This window comes from Campylobacter sp. RM10537 (assembly GCF_022369435.1).
GTDB lineage: Bacteria > Campylobacterota > Campylobacteria > Campylobacterales > Campylobacteraceae > Campylobacter_D > Campylobacter_D molothri.
The window spans coordinates 885,144-904,753 of sequence record NZ_CP059597.1; the positions used below are offsets into that span (position 1 = coordinate 885,144).

The 19,610-nt window shown below is 28.8% G+C and carries 17 protein-coding genes; 2 read left to right on the top strand and 15 right to left on the bottom strand.

Going from position 1 to position 19,610, the window contains the following annotated elements:
- Window positions 1-6: 6 nt before the first annotated feature.
- The 11 genes from tsf to cetC form a co-directional block, all read right to left on the bottom strand.
- Window positions 7-1,080: a translation elongation factor Ts gene (gene tsf / locus CMOL_RS04450; protein WP_200280972.1), complete on the bottom strand. Its 1,074-nt coding sequence runs from the start codon at window positions 1,078-1,080 to the stop codon at window positions 7-9.
- Window positions 1,080-1,871: a 30S ribosomal protein S2 gene (gene rpsB, locus CMOL_RS04455; RefSeq protein WP_239819883.1), complete on the bottom strand. Its 792-nt coding sequence runs from the start codon at window positions 1,869-1,871 to the stop codon at window positions 1,080-1,082. Before rpsB ends, tsf begins: the two co-directional genes overlap by 1 nt.
- 116 nt (window positions 1,872-1,987) lie before the next feature.
- Window positions 1,988-3,151, bottom strand: coding sequence for a class I SAM-dependent methyltransferase (locus tag CMOL_RS04460; RefSeq protein ID WP_239819884.1), 1,164 nt, complete (start codon window positions 3,149-3,151; stop codon window positions 1,988-1,990).
- 122 nt (window positions 3,152-3,273) lie between these two features.
- The gene (locus CMOL_RS04465) at window positions 3,274-4,386 is read right to left on the bottom strand and encodes a c-type cytochrome (RefSeq protein WP_239819885.1); all 1,113 of its coding nucleotides are present in this window, start codon (window positions 4,384-4,386) and stop codon (window positions 3,274-3,276) included.
- Window positions 4,386-5,633, bottom strand: coding sequence for a cytochrome b (locus CMOL_RS04470; RefSeq protein ID WP_200280964.1), 1,248 nt, complete (start codon window positions 5,631-5,633; stop codon window positions 4,386-4,388). Before CMOL_RS04470 ends, CMOL_RS04465 begins: the two co-directional genes overlap by 1 nt.
- A 2-nt stretch (window positions 5,634-5,635) precedes the next feature.
- Window positions 5,636-6,139, bottom strand: coding sequence for a ubiquinol-cytochrome c reductase iron-sulfur subunit (gene petA, locus CMOL_RS04475; RefSeq protein WP_200280963.1), 504 nt, complete (start codon window positions 6,137-6,139; stop codon window positions 5,636-5,638).
- A gap of 89 nt (window positions 6,140-6,228) precedes the next feature.
- Window positions 6,229-7,494 (bottom strand): arsenic transporter, encoded by a 1,266-nt coding sequence (locus tag CMOL_RS04480; protein WP_239819886.1) that lies wholly within the window; start codon window positions 7,492-7,494, stop codon window positions 6,229-6,231.
- Window positions 7,494-9,353 (bottom strand): tRNA uridine-5-carboxymethylaminomethyl(34) synthesis enzyme MnmG, encoded by a 1,860-nt coding sequence (gene mnmG, locus CMOL_RS04485; RefSeq protein ID WP_200280959.1) that lies wholly within the window; start codon window positions 9,351-9,353, stop codon window positions 7,494-7,496. The genes CMOL_RS04480 and mnmG overlap by 1 nt, the downstream gene beginning before the upstream one ends.
- Before the next feature lie 91 nt (window positions 9,354-9,444).
- Window positions 9,445-9,939 carry a bipartate energy taxis response protein CetB gene (cetB, locus tag CMOL_RS04490; protein ID WP_200280956.1) on the bottom strand — a complete coding sequence of 165 codons (495 nt, stop codon included), beginning with the start codon at window positions 9,937-9,939 and terminating at the stop codon, window positions 9,445-9,447.
- Window positions 9,940-9,949: 10 nt separating this feature from the next.
- Window positions 9,950-11,326 carry a bipartate energy taxis response protein CetA gene (gene cetA, locus CMOL_RS04495; RefSeq protein WP_239819887.1) on the bottom strand — a complete coding sequence of 459 codons (1,377 nt, stop codon included), beginning with the start codon at window positions 11,324-11,326 and terminating at the stop codon, window positions 9,950-9,952.
- A 122-nt stretch (window positions 11,327-11,448) separates the two neighbouring features.
- Window positions 11,449-11,955: an energy taxis response protein CetC gene (gene cetC, locus CMOL_RS04500; protein ID WP_239819888.1), complete on the bottom strand. Its 507-nt coding sequence runs from the start codon at window positions 11,953-11,955 to the stop codon at window positions 11,449-11,451.
- 263 nt (window positions 11,956-12,218) lie between these two features.
- Here cetC and CMOL_RS04505 point away from each other — a divergent pair, with 263 nt between their 5' ends.
- On the top strand, window positions 12,219-13,595 hold the full coding sequence (locus tag CMOL_RS04505) for a cation:dicarboxylate symporter family transporter (protein WP_239819889.1): 1,377 nt from the start codon (window positions 12,219-12,221) through the stop codon (window positions 13,593-13,595).
- Here the strand turns inward: CMOL_RS04505 and CMOL_RS04510 are convergent.
- Window positions 13,592-14,371 carry an inverse autotransporter beta domain-containing protein gene (locus CMOL_RS04510; RefSeq protein ID WP_239819890.1) on the bottom strand — a complete coding sequence of 260 codons (780 nt, stop codon included), beginning with the start codon at window positions 14,369-14,371 and terminating at the stop codon, window positions 13,592-13,594. The two genes, CMOL_RS04505 and CMOL_RS04510, sit on opposite strands and share 4 nt — an antisense overlap.
- A gap of 151 nt (window positions 14,372-14,522) precedes the next feature.
- Between CMOL_RS04510 and CMOL_RS04515 the strand changes: the two genes are divergently transcribed.
- Window positions 14,523-16,049, top strand: coding sequence for an inorganic phosphate transporter (locus CMOL_RS04515; RefSeq protein WP_200280946.1), 1,527 nt, complete (start codon window positions 14,523-14,525; stop codon window positions 16,047-16,049).
- Window positions 16,050-16,105: 56 nt separating this feature from the next.
- On the opposite strand, the gene CMOL_RS04520 is transcribed toward CMOL_RS04515, so the two are convergent.
- The 3 genes from CMOL_RS04520 to gatB are packed head-to-tail and all read right to left on the bottom strand — an operon-like array spanning window position 16,106 to window position 19,598.
- Complete coding sequence (locus CMOL_RS04520) at window positions 16,106-17,275, bottom strand: metal-dependent hydrolase (RefSeq protein WP_239819891.1); 1,170 nt, start codon at window positions 17,273-17,275, stop codon at window positions 16,106-16,108.
- Between the two features lie 8 nt (window positions 17,276-17,283).
- Window positions 17,284-18,180: an NAD(P)H-dependent glycerol-3-phosphate dehydrogenase gene (locus CMOL_RS04525; protein WP_200280942.1), complete on the bottom strand. Its 897-nt coding sequence runs from the start codon at window positions 18,178-18,180 to the stop codon at window positions 17,284-17,286.
- Complete coding sequence (gene gatB, locus CMOL_RS04530) at window positions 18,180-19,598, bottom strand: Asp-tRNA(Asn)/Glu-tRNA(Gln) amidotransferase subunit GatB (protein ID WP_200280939.1); 1,419 nt, start codon at window positions 19,596-19,598, stop codon at window positions 18,180-18,182. Before gatB ends, CMOL_RS04525 begins: the two co-directional genes overlap by 1 nt.
- Between the last annotated feature and the right edge of the window lie 12 nt (window positions 19,599-19,610).

A 19,610-nucleotide genomic window follows, 5' to 3' on the forward strand; every position in this document is an offset into this window, starting at 1 on the left:
TCGCTTTTAAAGTTGTGCAGCCACTTCAGCAGCAAAATCTTCAGTTTTCTTTTCTAAGCCTTCACCAACCTCAAAACGAATAAATTCTACAATTTTAATTTTACCGCCCAATTCTTTTTCTTTTTCAGCAATAACTTGCTCTATAGTTTTTTTATCGTCCATAACATAAAATTGCCCCATTAAGGTTAATTTGCTATCAAGTTGAGAATTATCCGCGATAAAGCTGTTCATTTTTCCAGGGATAATATTATCCCAAATTTTTTCAGGTTTCCCTTGTGCTTTAAGTTCAGCTTTAATATCTTCTTCTGCTTGTTTTAAAATTTCTTCACTGAGTTGTTTTCTACTTGCAAATTTAGGTATTTTAAGCTCTGGTTTATTTGGATCTTTAAGTCTGCGTCTTTCTTCATTTTCTTTTTCAAGTTCAGCAACTAAAGCCTTATATTCACTTTCAACAAAAGAAATATCTAATTCCTCATAACTTAAATAGCTTGGTTTCATTGCTGCTATATGCATACAAATTTGTTTTAAAAAATCTCTTGATTTAGAAGCAATTTCAGCACTATCGCAAGCAGCAGCAATAATAACGCCTATACGTCCATTTGTATGGATATAACCATTTACAACACCATTAGCACTTGATTTTAAAGTCGCAAATCTTCTTACAACTAAATTTTCACCAATAGTTGCAATTTGACTTTTTAAATATTCTTCAAATTTTACCCCATTGATTATGCTCGAATGAAGCTCTTCAACACTTTGTAAGCTATTGTTTTGAATGTGTGCTGTTGTATCTTTAGTCAAAGAAATAAATTGATCATTTTTAGCTACAAAGTCGGTCTCTGAATTGATTTCAGTGATAGTTACGCTTGAAAAATCATCATTAACTTTAACACTTACTAAACCTTCAGCGGCAAGTCTGTCGGCTTTTTTTGCAGCCTTACCTAATCCTTTTTCTCTTAAAAGCTGAACTGCTTTGTCAAAATCTCCATCAGTTTCACTCAAAGCATTTTTACAATCCATCATCCCCGCGCCTGTGCTTTCACGGAGTTCTTTTACCATTGCAGCAGTAATTTCAGCCATTATTCTTGCTCCTCTTTAAAATCTTCTTCGCTCATAGCTTCATCTAAAACTTCTTTTTTTTCTTCTTCTGTAATCTCTTCTTCTTGCGTAATTGGCATTTCACCATCTTGATCTCTTAAATTCTTTCCTTCATTGATAGCTTCAGCGATTTCTTGACAGAAAAGTTGCACAGAACGAATCGCATCATCGTTGCCTGGAATAGGATAAGTTACCAAATCAGGATCGCAATTTGTATCAAGAGGCGCCACAACAGGAATTTTTAATTTATTTGCTTCTTGAACAGCAATTTTTTCTTTAACTGTGTCAATAACAAAGATCATATCTGGTTGAGTTTTTAAATGACGAATTCCTCCGAGATAGGCTAATAATTTTTCTTTTTTTCTTGTAAGCATCAAAGCTTCTTTTTTAGTTAAAAGTTTGATACTTCCATCTTCTTCCATTTTTTCTATAACTTCTAATTTTCTAATTGATTGACGAATAGTGCCAAAATTGGTCATCATACCACCTAACCATCTGTGATTGACATAAGGCATACCACATTTTTCAGCATATTCTTTAATTGCCCCGCCGGCTTGCTTTTTTGTTCCAACAAAAAGTATAGTTTTACCTTCGGCTGCAGCATCGCGAACAATATTGTAAGTATATCTAAAATATCTCAAAGTTTTTTGCAAATCTATAACATAGATACCTTTTCTTTCACCAAAAATAAATTTCTTCATTTTTGGATTCCATCTTCTTGTTTGATGTCCAAAATGAACACCGCATTCTAATAAATCTCTCATGCTAACCATGATTTCTCCTTATAAATTTAGCTTTTATTCCTCCACACCCCTTAACTAAACAAGCTAAAAAGGAAATTGGTGTGTGCGAAATGAAGTTTCGATTTTACCAAAACTAAGTTTAGTTTTTACTTATAGATATATTCTTTAGTTGGGCTTAATTCGTTATTAATTTCTTTTGTAATTAAAAATTGAAATAAATCTACACTACCCACGCGAAAAGCTGAAGCACAAGATCTTAAATATAAATCCCACATTCTGATAAATTTTTCATCATATTTTTTTCTAACTTCTGGTAAAACTTGATTGAAATTTTGACTCCATATATCTAAAGTTTTAGCATAATGTATTCTCAAACTCTCCGCTAAAAGAAGATGAAAATCCCATTCGCTCATCACACCAATAACTTCTCTTAAAGAAGGTAAATATCCTCCTGGAAAAATATATCGATCAATCCAAGCATTAGTTTTACCTTCAAACATAGATAAAATAGAATGTAAAAGCATCATTCCACCTGGTTTTAATACTTGTTTAATCTTCATAAAATAAAGTCCTAAATTTTCCTTACCTACATGCTCAAACATACCTACAGATACAACCTTATCAAAATAATTTTCAAATTCTAAATCTTGATAATTTTGCAATCTTATTTCAACTTTATCATCAAGATTAAATTCTTTAACCCTTTCTTTTGCTTTTTTATATTGCTCTTCAGAAATAGTCACTCCAACAACATTAACGCCATATTGTTGTGCAGCCATAATAGAAAGCCATCCCCAACCACAACCTATATCTAAAAGTTTTTCTCCTTTTTTTAAATCTAGCTTTTTTAAAGTATGATTGATTTTATTAATTTGTGCTTGATAAAGAGTATCATTTGGATTTTTAAAATAAGCACAAGAATAACTCATAGTTTCATCAAGCCATAATTTATAAAAATCATTTCCCAAATCATAATGACTTTTAATATTTTTACTTTCTTGCTTTTGTGTAATTTTACTCAAAACATCTTCTTTATTTTTCAAAAAATGTTTATTTGAAAAATAATATAATACTCTAGCTATTTCATCATAATTTCCCTCTATATCAAGCTTAGACTCCATATAATGTTTTGCAAATACTAAACTTGTATCGTTAAATAAATTAAATAAAGGTATTTTTTCTTTAAAAATTAAAGTAAATTGAGAAGGTTTTTTTCCAATAATCAATTCATCATTATCCCAAAATATAACTTTAAAATCACCATAATTCCATTTTGAAAGAATCTTTTTAATTAATTTTTTTTCAAACATAAATACTCCAATTCAATAAAAATTATTAAACAGCAGTATTTCTCTTTTAAGTTTAAAATCTAATAAAATTGAAGATAAATTAAAAGATTTTCATCACAATACTGATGAAAATCTAAAAAAGTTTAATGAAGTTTAGACCAAACTGAGCGTTTCCAGCCTATAGCAAATACACTTAAAATAACGAAGAATATCATAATATAAATTCCTGTTTTTTCTCTTTCTTCTTTTTTGCTATCACCTACTTTTTCAATATAAGAAATAACCTTAGCTTGAGCAGATTCTGTTAAACCAACTCTTGGCATAGCAGTTCCTGGAAGTAATTTTTGAGTATCATTGATAAAATCATGAAGATATTGTTCTCCACGAGATCTAATCATCATTGAAAGATCAGGCGGTATTGAACCTAAATAAGTTTTTAAATCACTATGTTTTGAAGGAGTGAAAAAATTATCATATTTTACATCATGACAACGACCGCAAGCTTCTATAAAAGTAGCTTTATCTTTAGCAAACGTAATGTCTTTATTGATTAAAGCAGTTTTTTCAGGACTATTTGCCATTTTTTGATATTTAGTCTCTATTTCTTTTTTAATTGCTATATCTTCATTAGTTTCAAATTTATTTCCCATTTCTTTAAGATAAGCAACTACATTAGCTATATTAGCATCCATAACTTCTGGAGTATCTTGATAAGGAGGCATTGGAAAATTATCTCCAAATTTATGATATACCTTTAAAGCTACTGATGGATTTATCACTAAAGCAGCTAAAAATTTATCATCAAAAATAACCCCAGCAGCACTTAAATCAGGAGGAATAACTCCAAAAGCAGAAGAATCAGCTACTGGTGATGTAATATTATCTTCTTTTAAACCGTGACAACTTGCACAATTTTCAGTAAAAAATTCTTTACCTTTAGCTACATTACCTTTGCTAAGATCTATTTTTGCAACTTTATCCCAAAGAGTTTTAACTTGATTTAAATCTTCTTTTGCTTTGTCAAGTTCTTTTTGAGCGCTTTCAATTCTTTTAGTATCATTTGCCTTTTTTGCATCATTTAAAGCTACTTCTTTTTGAGCTAAGATGCTTTTAGCATAATTTAAATCTTCTGCAGAAAAATTAAAATTAGCAGGAGCAACATGTGGCTTCATTACAGAATGAGCATAAGGTTCAACACCCCAATATACAATTCCTGCAAAAATTACTACTATTAAAAATATTTTAATTTCTCTCATTATTTAGCTCCTTTTCTTTCCATAATAGTAATTATAGGTAAGATAACTAGAAGCAATAATAAAAATACAATAGAAGCATAAAATCCTACCCAAGCATTTACACCCGTTGGAGGCAACTTACCATAAATAGTTAAAACAATCATATCTATTAGTAAAATCCAAAACCAAATAAAAAATAAAGGTCTCTCATGAGCCGGTTTTACTACTTCACTTCTATCAAGCCAAGGAAGCAAGAAAAAGATTACTTGAGCTATACCAAAAGCTGCTAAACCGATATTGAAAGCTTTAATACCGCCTATATCAAAGAAAAATCCTCTTAAAACCTCATAACTCCATAAAAAATACCATTCTGGATAAATATGAGGTGGAGTTTTAAGCGCATCCGCTGGATCAAAATTAATAGGATCCATAGCAAATTCGAATTTAAAACAAACTAAATAAAAGAAGAAAATCATAAATAAACAAATATACATAAAATCTTTAGATAAAAATCCTGGCCAAAAAGGAATAACTTTTGAATTTCTAGTATCACCTGCCATATATTTTTCAGCTTCTAAATCAAAATCCAATTCTTCAGAAATTTCATTATTTACATGTGGAATTCTTAAAGAATAAAAATGGAAAGCAATAATTGAAATAATCACTATAGGAAGTAAGCAAACATGAAGCATAAAAAATCTTGTTAAAGTTGGATCAGAAACAGCATAATCTCCACGAATCCAAATTACAAGTTCAGGACCTATAAAAGGAATTCCTCCAAAAAGATTAGTAATAACTTGTGCAGCCCAATAACTCATCTGCCCCCAAGGAAGCATATAGCCACTGAAAGCTTCAGCTGAAAACACAACAAAAAGAAGCATACCACTTACCCAAATCATTTCTCTACCGCGTTTATAAGAACCATAATAAATTCCAGTAAACATATGAATATAAATGATTAAAAAGATTACAGAAGCAGCTACACCATGCATATGACGCCATAACCAACCATAATCAACCTCTTGCATAATTGTTTTATTTACGCTATCAAAAGCAAGAGCAGTATCAGGTTTATAATACATTACAAGTAAAAGACCTGTTACAAAAAGTACTGCAAAAAGTGTTGTTAAAATAACACCCATTGCCCAAAGAAAATTAATTTGTTTAGGAATCCAGTATTTTACCATTAAAACATCAAATAATTTATGGACAGCTAATCTTTGATCAAGCCAATCTATTAAGCCATTTGCTTTTCTAATGTGTGCCATAATTAAGCCTCCTTGGTCATTTTTTTATATTCTGGTCCCTCTTCACCTAAAACAAGTTTAGTGCCTTCAATTTTAAAAGGAGGGATATCAAGAGGTCTTGGAGGAGGCCCAAAAATATTTTTTCCACTCGTATCAAATTCCCCACCATGGCAAGCACATTTAAAAATTTGCTCACTTGGATGATACGCAGGAATACAGCCCAAATGCGTGCATAATCCTATAACAACAGTATATGCTGCATTATCAACTACAACATCGCGTTTTGGATCTTTTGCCATACTAGCATCTTTTTTTAAAATAAAAATAGGTTTTTTTCTCCATTCTATCGTTCTAAGCTCTCCAGCTTGCATTCCAGATAAATCTACTGTAGTAAAACCTGCAGCTTTAACACTTGGAAGCGGATCCCAAGTTTTTTTCATCGCAACAAGCGAAAAAACACCACCTACAGCAGCTACTGTTCCAAATGCAACTCCCATAAAGCTTCTTCTGCTTTCAGATGTAGCCATAACTCGTCCTTTCATTTTTTATTTAAACAAACCATTAGTTTATCTAAAATAAAATAAATTTTTTCTTTGCTTATTAATCTCTTGTTTACTTATTTTAAAATAAGTCCTAAAAAAGAGAAAAAAAGAACAATTAATGTAATAAAAAAGCTAAATTTGCAATATTGAAGAAAAGAAATTCTAATACCTCTTTTTGCTATAAGCTCTAACCAAAATAAAGTTGCCAAAGAACCTATAGGAGTAAGCTTTGAGCCGATATTAACCCCTAAAAGATGTGCATATATCATATCTTTTGAAAAATCTTTTAATGCTAAATCTCCAATTAAAGTCATGGGTAAATTATTAAAAATAGAAGATAATAAAGCTGAAACAAAGCCTGTTCCCATAATAGAATTAATTCTATTATGTTCAAAATTTTGATATAAATTGGATAAAATTTCACCCACTCCACATTTATGCAAAGCAAAGACAACTATATAAAGTCCAAAACTAAAAATAAAAATACCCCAAGGTGCATGTTTAACTACACTCAATGCTTCTCTTTTTTTAATCTTATAAGCTATAAACCAAAGAAATAAAGACTCACATAAAGCAATCAAACTTTTATCCCAGTGATATATTTGAGCAATGAAAAAACTAAACACAAATAAAATCAAATAACAAATACAAAAAAGAAAAAAAGGAGTAGAAATTTTTACTTCTTGAGATATTTTTATTTCAAGATCGCGTGGCAAAGATCTTAAAAAAATAAAACAAACAACAAAAAGTGTTGATAATAAAACAAATAGACTTGGCAAAAACATACTTTTTGTAAATTCCAAAAAATCAAGATTAAAATAATTAGCTGTAATTAAATTAGTTAAATTAGAAATAACCAAAGTATTAGAGCTAGCATCACACAAAAAAGAAACACTTAATAAAAAAGTATTTACAATCATACTTTCATTTAAATTCTTAAAAGTGCTAAAAATCGCAATAACAATAGGAGTGATAATCAAAATAGCACCATCATTTCCTAAAAAAGCAGTGAGAAAAAATACAAAAATAAGCAAGAAAAACATTAATTTTTTAGTCGCAATTTTTTCATTTTTATTTTTAGAATAAGCTAAAATTTTTATAGCTATAAAATCAAAAAAACCTAAAATTTCTAAAACAAAAGAAAGTATCATAAGCGCTAAAAGAGTTAAAGAGCTTCCCCAAACAAGATCAAAAATAAAAATAATATCTTGCCAATTTACAAGTTTAAAAATATAAACAAAAAAAGCTCCAATTAAAGAAATTATCCATAAAGATAAATTCCAAGGTCTTAAAAAAATAAAAACTAAAGTAATTAAAAAAAATAAAATCGCAAGAAACATTAATTTTGTTTCTTTTGAATTTTTATATAAATTTGTAAAATATCCAAAGCTGCTGGCGTAATACCACTAATCTGACTGGCAGCAAATAAAGTTAAAGGCTTATTGAGCTCAAGTTTTTCAATTACTTCGTTACTCAAACCGCTCACATCTCTAAAATTAAAATCTTTAGGTATACGCATATCGATTAAATTTTTCATTTTTTCAACTTGTGCTTTTTGCATGATAATATAATGATAATATTTAGCTTCATTTAAGATTTCTCCTAAAGAATATTCATCCATGGCTTCAAAAATAGGATCTAGTTTCTTTAATTTTTCTATATTAAAACTAGACCGTGCAACTATTTTTTGTAAATTAACAATAGAACTGATCTTTTCTTCTCCTAAAGAAATTAAAAATTCATTATTTTGATTATTAGGAGTCAATTCTTTTTCTAAAAGAAAATTTAATCCTTTATCTAAATTTTGTTTAATATTTTCAATAAATTTATAATCTTCATCTTTTAAAAGTCCAAATTCTTTACCATATTTTCCAAGTCTAATGATAGCATTTTCTTCTCTTAAAAGTAGTCTAAATTCAGCTCTTGAGGTAAACATTCTATAAGGTTCTTTTGTCCCTTTTATCACCAAATCATCAATTAAAACTCCTATATAAGCTTCATCTCGTCTTAAAATAAATGGTTCTTTTTCATCAATAGCCAATACTGCATTCACTCCAGCCATAAAGCCTTGTGCTGCAGCTTCTTCATAGCCGGTTGTTCCATTAATTTGTCCAGCACAATAAAGATTTTTAATCTTTTTGGTTTCTAAAGTATGATAGAGTTCCGTTGGATCGATATAATCATACTCAATTGCATAACCAAAACGTGTAATTTTAGCTTTTTCAAATCCTTTTATCGAAGAAAGCATTTCTTGTTGAACTTCATAAGGCAAAGAAGTAGAAAATCCGTTAATATAATATTCAGTAGCATCAATTGTTTGAGGTTCTATAAAAAGATGATGACTTTCTTTATCTGTAAAACGATTAATTTTATCTTCTATTGAAGGACAATACCTTGGACCAATTCCCTCAATTTGCCCTGTAAAAAGTGGGGCGCGATAAAAATTATTTTTAATAATTTCATGAGTTTTTAAATTTGTCCTTGCTATATAACATGGCAATTGAATTGGATTAAAGTCTCTGGTTTTAAAACTAAAAGCCTTAGGATTTTTATCTCCATATTGAATTTCAAGAACATTAAAATCAATAGTTTTTGCATCCACTCTAGGACAAGTTCCGGTTTTTAAACGCCCTATTTTTAAACCGCTATAAGATAAATTTTTTCCTAATTTTATAGAAGAAAGCTCTCCAACTCTTCCTGCTTCCAGTTTATTTTCTCCTATATGAATAAGTCCATTTAAAAAAGTTCCTGTTGTTAGGATAATTTTTTGAGCTTTATATTCATTATTTAAATTAGTTTTTACTCCAATAACTCTATCTTTTTCAAATATCAGCTCACAAACTTGTTCTTGTGAAATTTCTAAATTTTCAAGCTTTAAAAGTTTATTACGTGCAACAATACGATATTTATCCATATCAATTTGTGCTCTACTTCCTCTTACTGCTACACCCTTGCTTTCATTTAAAATACGAAATTGTATACCTGCAATATCTGTAATTTCACCCATTAAGCCACCCATGGCATCAAGTTCTTTAACCAGATGTCCTTTAGCAAGTCCTCCAATAGCAGGATTACAGCTTGCTGCACCAATTTGTTCTATAAGAGTTGTTAAAAGTAAGGTTTTTTTGCCCATTTTAGCAGCGACAGCACTTGCCTCAATACCGGCATGTCCACCACCTATGACGATAATATCGAACATATTTTTTCCTAAAATCAATGAAGTTTTTTAACGAGTAGAGATTATATAACATCAAGACTTAAAACAAAGATTGTTTTAAGTCTATAAAAATTTATTTACTCTCTTGAAGAGAGAATATCAATTCATTATAGCTTTTGCCCATACTTTTGCAGAAATCTTTCAACATTTCTACGCCTTTATGGATGCTTTGTTTTTCAGCTCTTAATAAATTATTATAAAGATCTTCTATAGTCTCCAATGCTTTACGATTTGGCATACGTCTGACTGAATAATATCCAATAATATTATTCCTAGTATCTAAAGAAGGTGTTACATTAGCAAAGACCCAATAATAATCATTATTTTTAGTTCTATTTTTTACATAAGCAAAAATTTCTTTACCTTCTTTCATATAGTCCCATAAAAATTTGAAAACAGTTTTTGGCATATCTTGATGTCTTACTATATTATGAGGTTGATATAATACCTCTTTCATAGTATAATTAGCATATTTTAAAAAATCATCATTTGCATAAACTATTAAGCCTTTTAAATCTGTTTTTGAAGTTATCAAACTTTCTTTTTGCAAAAAAATTTCTTTTGACATTTAAACTTCCTTAAATCTTTAATTTATTTAGAATTTCAGTACTTCTATGTTCTAAAACTTTTATATCATTAACAATAGCATCATATACTTTTTGATCAATATAACTTGTTTTTGATTCTTCTATTGCTTTTTTAGCATTATTTTTAATTAATTGTTTTGCAGAATTTAATTCTTCATCAGATACAAAATAATTAATAATATTTTTTATTCTATCATCCAAGCACAAATTTGAAATTGGATCTACACTAGATAGATCAAAATCTTGAGCTCCATTAAGATTTAAATATATATTTGATTTATATAAAATATGATCAAGTTTTATAACTGATAATGCCATTCTATTAGCCAACTCTGAAAAATCTTTACCTAGAGTAGAACTATTTTCTTCTAAACCTCTAAAAGCTTGAGAAAACTTTTGAATTCTTTCTTCTGATTGACTTACAATATCAAAAACTTGCTCGCTACCATTTTGAATATTGATAAAATCTTGTTGCATAGTTTGAATTGCTATAGAAATTTCACTCGTAGATCTTTGAGTTCTTTCAGCTAGTTTTCTTACTTCATCAGCAACTACTGCAAATCCTCTACCATGCTCTCCTGCACGTGCAGCTTCTATGGCAGCATTAAGCGCAAGTAAATTTGTTTGATCAGCAATATCTCTAATAACCTCAACCACGGAAGTAATATTTTGAGAATTAGCAACAAAAGTTTGAACTGTTTCTTTGCTTGAATTAACCACTTCCATTAAAGAAGTCATAGCGCTTTGTAAAGAATCAACTTCACTGCCATTTTCTGTTGCAGTATGAGTGATTGAATCAACTATATCATGAACATTTTTCATAACATCAATATCTTTATTTAAAGAGATTGAAATTTGTGACATATCTCTATTTTGATTTCCAAGACTAAGATCCATCAATGCTCTTGATAATGCATTTTTAAATACAGATTTCGAAGTATTTTCTACATTAGCTAAAGCTTTATTAATAAATTCAATATTGTGAGCAAAAATACCTTTAAGACCTTCAGGTAAAGCTTTGCGATAAAATTCTCCTTTTTGAGAACAAGCTATTGAGGTGTTAATCTCTCTTAAATAAGCTTCGAGATTATCTAAAGTATTGTTAAGATTATCTGAAATTTCTGCAAATTTTTGACTTTTGGTTTTCACATAAACAACTCTATTTTCAAAATTTCCTTCTTTTAATTCCTTGCAAAGATCATATAGCTTATCTATCATTATTTGTTCGTCTTTATAATACATAAAAAGAAAAATCATAAGCACAATAGCAAGTAATACAATCACTGCTCCAACATAAGCATGAACGAAAATCGTTCCAAAGATACTCAAAATACCTAGAAAAATAGCCAAAGATAATCCATTTTTCATTGAATTGGGTCTCCCTTTCTTACAATAATATTTAATTTTACGATTTTAAATCAAAAAAAAGATAGAATTAACCCTTGCAAAATAAGTTACAAAGATCGAACACAATTTTACAATTATTAATATTAATTTGTCTTTAAATCTTCATACTGCAAATTAAAAATAAGCTCATTATAGCTTATTTTATAAGAATTAATTATGTCTGTTAAAGCTTTAACTCCTGCTTGAATTCCGCTTTTTTGTTCTTTTTCTCTTAAAATTTTATAGATTTCTTCTATCATGGGTAAAACTTTACGATTTGGAGCCCTACGAACCGAATAATAATTGATAATATTACCATGTATACCATAAGAAGGAGTTACATTAGCAAAAACCCAGTAATATCTTCTATCTTTAGCTTTATTTTTAACAAAGGCAAAAATTTCATCCCCTCTTTGTATATAATCCCATAAACATTTAAATACCGTTCTTGGCATATCTTCATGTCGTATAATATTATGAGGTTGATTTAATAACTCATCAATTGTATATCCTGCATATTTAGCAAAATCATTATTTGCATAAATAATACTCCCCCTAAGATCTGTTTTTGAAGTAATTAAAGCATTATTATCTACTATTATTTCTTCCATGATCCTAAAACTCTTTCTAAACTTAATACTTTAAAAAATAATATATTAGATTTAACTAAGCCTCTAAAGTATTTTATAATAATTTATATTTTATAAAAGCTTGATGCTAACATAAATATATTTAATTTCTTATAAAATGAGAAATTATGTAACATTGCAACTCAAATGATTTTTTATTGAAATTAAGTATTAAAATATTTAATTTCAATTTTATTCTTTGTTTGTTAAGATGTTACCAGTTGAAATAAAATTAAGGAGCTGTTTTGGAAACTTTAAGTCAAACTTTTGCAGAGATAAAACCTCCATTATATAAAAGAATCTTAAAAAGTTTAGGTTTTTGGGTGATTATAGGAATAATTGCTGGTGTTACACTTGGATACATTGATAAAGAATGGGCTATTGCAAGTAAGCTAGGTGTAGAATATTTTATTAAATCTTTAAAAGTTTTAATTGGACCTATTATATTTGTAACTTTAGTTTTAGGGATTATTAGTCTTGAAAGTTTAAAAAAGGTTGGAAGTATAGGAGCTAAAGCTGTAATATATTTTGAAGTTGTAAGCACCTTGGCTTTAGTTATAGGTATTTTCATGGCTAATATAATGCAACCAGGACATGGGATGAATCTCAGCCCTGATCAATTAGATTCTAAAAGTGTGCAAAAATATATTTCACAAACAACAGAAATTAGTGCTAGCTCAGAAATCATGCATATTTTAAAAGATGCTATACCAACTGATATTATTACTCCTTTTACAGAAGGAAAAACTATACAAGTTTTAGTTATTGCTATCGTTACAGCTTTAATTATTTCTTTAATGAGAACAGAAGATAAGCAAGCTATTCAAAGAGTTTTAGAAGTTCTTCAAAATTTTGTTTTTAAAATTTTACAAATTATAATGTATTTTAGTCCTATTGCTGCTTTTTCAGCTATGGCTGTTTTAATTGCACAATATGGCATTGGCTCTTTGATTAATCTTGCTTATTTGCTCTTAGTTATGTTAATTTCTTGCCTAGTTTTTATATTTGGTATTTTAGGAATTATTTGCTATTTTGCTAAGGTAAATATATTTAAATTTATGAGGTTTATAGCTCGTGAAGTTTTAATCGTCTTTGCGACAAGTTCAAGCGAATCAGCACTTGCTCCTTTGATGAGAAAATTAGAAAAAGCTGGTCTTTCTAAAGCCACTGTTGGACTTGTTTTGCCAACAGGCTATAGTTTTAATCTTGATTGTACCAATATATATTTAGCTATGAGTTTGATTTTTTTAGCACAAGCTTTTAATGTCAATCTAAGTTTAGCACATGAAATTAGTATTTTAATTGTTCTTATGATAGCCTCAAAAGGTGCTGTAGGAGTTACAGGATCGGGATTTATAGTTTTAGGTAGCACCCTAGCTGCTTTAGGAAATATGGAAATTTCAGAAGCAAATGCTACTTTAGCAGAAGTTCTACCAGTTGCAGCTATAGGAATACTTTTAGGTGTTGATAAATTTATGTCAGAAATGAGGGCTGTAGGAAATCTTTGCGGAAATAGTGTTGCAGCTTTAATTGTTTCTATTTGGGATAAACAAATTGATTGGGAAAAATTCCGTTATGCTATGGACAATCCAGAAAAATTTCATAATGCAGGGATGAATTAATAAATTCTCTCCAAGAAATCATAGCGATTGATTTCTTGGAAAATATTACCTTGCTTATGAAGTTGTTTTAAAAAATTTTTATCAAAACTAAAATTAAATCCAATTTGAACCGTAATATCATTTTCATTTGAATTAGTATTAAAAATACGACGAGATAAATTTAAATTTAATGCACTATAAGGAGAATAGATTAATTGATAGTTAGTTTTTTCTTCATCCTTAATTACATCAAATGTGAATTTATTGTAAGCAGAATCAATAAAACTAATCCCCAATTGAAAGCTTTTATCTATATCATTTAAAATATAATAATTACTATAAGCTTTAATAAAATCACCATAACCAAATTCTGTCCCAAAACTTTTAGCATCTTTTTGCTCTTCTTGTTTATCTACAAATCCATTAAAACCAAATAAAAAATTATCTTTTTTATAGCGATTGATTAAACCACTAGAATAATTATATCCATCTTGAGCAATAAAAAGTTCTTTTTGAAATAATAAAGAATCATTTTCCCCTTCATAAATTGAACTCAAATTTTTAACACGAATATTTTCATTTTGAAAATCTAAAACACCATCTGTTGTATCTATACCATTTTTATTTTCTAAAGTACTAGATAATAGACTATTTAAAGCATTTTGAAAATCTATATTTGTTTCTTCTATTTTAGGAGCTTTTTTAATTGATTGAAAATCAAATTTATGCCATGAACAATTTGTTTCATTTGCATTGAGTAAAGAAAATAAGAGAAATACATAAAAAATATTTTTCATTAAAATTAGCTTTCCCTATGATTACAATCTAAATTAAGTATTATAAAAAAATAAAATAAATATCATATCAACCTAAAAACAAAATATTTCAATTTCAGGATTATAAAGATATAATTAAAAAATAAACTTAAAAAATTAAAAAAGGGTTTTTATGCAAAAAGATAATATTATAGCTTTTGTTATATTTATCATAAGCGTTGCAGCTTTTATTATTTGGGGATTTAACTATATATCTCAACACCAATTAATACTTTTTATACTTGCCTCAATTTTTGGTATATTTATGGCTTTTAATATTGGCGGCAATGATGTTGCCAACTCTTTTGGGACAAGCGTTGGAGCTAAAACAGTTACTATCAAACAAGCTCTTCTTATTGCTGCAGTTTTTGAATTAAGCGGAGCTATTTTTGCAGGTGCTGAAGTTACTCAAACTATACGTAGCGGAATTGTAATTTTTCCTAAAGAATTTAATCCTATGCTTTTTGTTTCCATTATGCTAGCTGCCCTTCTTAGCTCTGGACTTTGGATCTTTATAGCTACTAAAAAAGGTCTGCCAGTATCAACCACACATAGTATAGTAGGTGGAATTGTTGGTGCAAGTATTATGATGGGACTTTTAAAATTTGATGGCCCTCAAACTCTTTCTATGGTTAAATGGAGCGAAATTATAAAAATTGTTATATCTTGGGTTGCTTCTCCTTTACTCGGAGGATTGGTTGCTTATTTAATCTATGCTTATATTGATAAAAAAATACTTAAACCTTCCGAAAAATTAAGCGAAGATTTAAAAATTATAAAAAAAGAAAAAAAGAAATTTAAAGAAAATTATTTTTTAAATCTTAAAAATAAATCAACTGAAGAACAAATCAAAGAACTCTCAGCAATTGCTTTAGACGATGAAGAGCAAGAAAATAATTTTTATAAAAATAAAATTAAAGAATTTAAAGAAAGAGAAAAGAATATAGATATATATTCTATCTTAAAAACTCATATGCCTATAGTTGCATGCATTAGTGCAGCGATCATTTCAGCAATGTTTTTATTTAAAGGCTTAAATAATGTAAGCACTTTAGATATTTTACAAAATTTTTGGATTATAGGAATTTTGGGAATAATTAGCTATGTTATAACATTTGCTATTGTAAAAATTGTCAAAAAAAATGAGTTAAATAAAACAACTGATAGACTTTTTTCATGGTTTCAAATTTTTACTGCCTCAAGTTTTGCTTTTTCTCATGGAGCCAATGATATAGCTAATGCTATCGGACCTTTTGCAGCTATTTTGGATGTTCTTAAAAATGCAACCATTAATGCCAAATCACCCGTACCTTTCGCTGCAATGGCAATGTTTGGAGTTGCCTTAGTTGCTGGACTTTGGTTTTTAGGAAAAGAAGTAATCGCTACAGTAGGATCAAAATTAGCCACTATTAAACCAACAACCGGTTTTAGTGCAGAACTTGGAGCTAGTATCGTTATACTTTTAGCTACTCAATTTGGAATTCCTGTAAGCTCTACTCATATTTTAATTGGCGCAATTTTAGGCATTGGTGTATATAATAAAAATGCAAATTGGAATTTAATGAAACCAATAGGCTTAGCATGGATCATCACCTTACCTGCTGCAGGAATTATGGCGGCAATTATATTCTTAGGATTTAAATTTATTTTAGCAATTTAATAAATTGCTAAAATAAAAAAATAATTTATTAATTAAAATTTAAAACTAATATTTTATTAAAGTATTCTACCTTTAATCATATGCATTTTAACTTTTCCAAATAATTTATCCTTTTTATAAAGGGAACTTTTTGGAGTAGAAATTTCTTCTTGCTCATCAATAAATATTAAATTAGCATCTTTTCCTATTTCTATAACTCCAGCATTTAAACCTAAAAATTCATTAGGATTTTTACTAGTAAAATTGCAAAGTTCTTTCCAAGTTAAAAAACCATTTTTAATGAAAAAGGTATAACAAAGGCTTGCAAAATCACATATTCCATCGATCCCAAAAGCCGCTTCATCAAAAACTAATTCTTTTAAAAAAGAAGATTTAGGACTGTGCATAGAAGTTAAAAATTGAATTTTTCCTTCTTTTAAAAAATTTCTCAAAGATTCCTTATCATGAATGCTTCTTAAAGGAGGATTTAATTTAGCTGCTGTATTAAAATTTTCACAAGCGCTATCATCTTTAATCAAATGATGAATGCTAACTAATTTAAGATCGTTTTTATCTAAAATTTCAATAGATCTTTTAAGACTCAATAAATCAAAAACAATCTTAACCCCATAAAATTTAGCAATTTCCTTCATTTTTGCAACTTCGCTTGTTTCAGCAACCGAACTCATTCCAATAAGACCTAAATTAAAGCTAGTTTCACAATCATTCATCATTCCTCTATCATCAAAATCACTATCATTACAGTGAACAAAAACGAAACTATCTTTCATTAAAGCATATTGCATAGCTACACGCAAAATATTTGCATTACTAGAACTTTTAAGTTCTAAAGTATGAGCCCCTTTATTTAAAAGTGTAGCTAAATTTTTAATTTTTCCTTGAGAATTTAAAACGCGTACACTTGAAAAAAAAATTATTTTTCTAGAATTTAAATTTTGTAAAAAAAGAGAAAAAGTTTCTTCATCAAAATCCATACAATCACGCAAAACAACAGCGCTAAAACCATTATCTATGCATTCTTGTTCCAAAGATGATAAATACTCCAAAGAAAACTTATCATCTTTTAAACTAACACCTAAATCAACAAAAGAAGGCAATAAAGTCATTCCTTTAGCATCTAAAATCTCATCATCTTCTAAATGAGTATCTATTTTTACTATTTTTCCATTTTGAATTAAAATATCTTGTAAATCTTGACCATAAATTCTAGCATTTTTAATAAGCATTTTAACTCCTATTTTTTAGCTTTTAATAATTCTTGCACTGCTTTTTTTACATCTTTACCTTGTAAAATTTGCACAACTTCGCGTACTATAGGTGTATAAATTTGATTTTTTAAAGCTATTTTTTCTATAGCATAAGCTGTTTTAACTCCTTCTGCAACTTCTCCTAGATCTTTTAAAATATCATCTAATTTTTGATTTTTAGCAAGTGCTAAACCTACACGATAATTTCTAGAAAGCTGACTTGAAGCAGTTAAAAATAAATCTCCCGCTCCGCTAAGTCCTAAAAAAGTTTCTTCTTTGGCTCCAAAAAAATTTCCAAAGCGGTGCATTTCTATAAGTCCTCTTGAAATAAGAGATGCTCTTGCATTATGACCCAAATTTAAACCATCGCTTACTCCGCTAGCAATAGCCAAAACGTTTTTATAAGCTCCACAAATTTCTGAACCTCTTACATCATCACCTATATATGTTTTTATAAAATCAGGAAAAAAAGTTGTAAATTCTTCACAAATTTCAAGATTAAAACCACTAACAACCAAAGCACAAGGTAATTTTTTCTCAACTTCTGCTGCAAAAGAAGGACCGCTTAAAACACATACTTGATCATGATTTACAAATTCTAAAAAAATTTCATCTAAAAATTTACAAGTTGAAGTTTCTATGCCTTTGGAGGCAATTAAAATTTTTTGACCTTGATTTTTAAAATGCTCTTTAAGCCACTTATGAATTCCTTGAGAACTTAAAGCAAAGACAAGATAATCACATTTTAAAGCAGTATCCAAATCAACAAAATGCATTAAATTGCGTTCAGAGCGAGAAGTAATTAAACAAGTATTTTTTACATTAAAAGCATGATATAAAGCACTGCCCCATTTTCCCGCTCCAATGACTGCAATTTTGCTCATTAATCTAACTTTGATTTTAAAATTTCATTTACTTTTGAAGGATTAAAAGCTCCTTTACCTTCTTTCATTACTTGGCCTACAAAAAATCCAAAAAGCTTATCTTTACCACTTTTATATTCTGTAACTTTATCATCATTTTCTTTTAAAATTTTCTCAATCACTGCTTCAATTGCCGAATCATCGCTTACCTGCTTTAAGCCCAATTTATCAATAGCTTCATCAATATTTATTTGAGTATTTTCAAATACATAAGCTAAAACTTCTTTGCCTGCTTTAGCACTAATAACACCTTCTTCTATTCGTTTTATTAATACTCCAAGTTTTTGTGCATCTACTGGAGAATTTTCTATAGTTAATTCTCCTTTTAAAAGCCCCATTAATTCTGTATTTAGCCAATTAACACAAAATTTAGGATTTAATTTTTGAGCAATTAAATTTTCAAAAAAGCGACTCATTTCAAGCGAACTAATAAGCACTTCTGCATCACTTTCCTTGATGCCTAATTCCTGAATATAACGTTTTTTCTTATCATCGGGCAATTCAGGAATTTCAAGTTCCAAAAATTCATCTTTAAGTAAAACTGGTAAAAGATCAGGATCAGGAAAATAACGATATTCAGCAGCTTCTTCTTTTCCTCTCATTGAACGAGTAGTTAAACTATTTGTATCAAAAAGTCTTGTTTCTTGCACAACTTCTTTTTCATAAGTTCCATCTTCCCAAGCTTCACTTTGACGCTTTACTTCATAGTCAATTGCCTTTTGTATAAAACGAAAAGAATTAAGATTTTTAATTTCAACTCTTGTATAAAGTTTAGTATCTCCTTTAGGGCGAATACTTACATTTGCATCACATCTAAAACTTCCTTCTTGCATATTTGCATCTGAAATATCTAAAAAACGTATAATAGAATGAAGTTTTTTAAGATAAGCAACTGCTTCATCACTACTTCTTAACTCAGGTTCACTTACAATTTCAAGCAAAGGAGTTCCAGCGCGGTTTAAATCTACTTTAGAAAAATTACTTTCATGGATATTTTTTCCTGCATCTTCTTCTAAATGTGCCCTAGTAATACCTATACGTTTATTTTCGCCATTTATATTGATGAAAAGTTCCCCGTTTTCAACTATAGGAATATCAAATTGAGAGATTTGATAAGCCTTAGGTAAATCCGGATAAAAATAATTTTTACGATTAAAAACACTCTTTTTATTAATAGTAGCATTTACAGCTTTTCCGAAAAAAATCGCTTTTTTAACTGCTTCTTCATTTAAAACAGGTAAAGCACCTGGCAAAGCTAAACAAGTAGGACAAACATTGGTGTTAGGAGTTTCTCCAAAAGAAGTTGCACAAGAACAAAAAATTTTCGTCTTAGTATTAAGTTGGGTATGAACTTCAAGTCCTATAACTACTTCAAACATTAAATTTCCTCG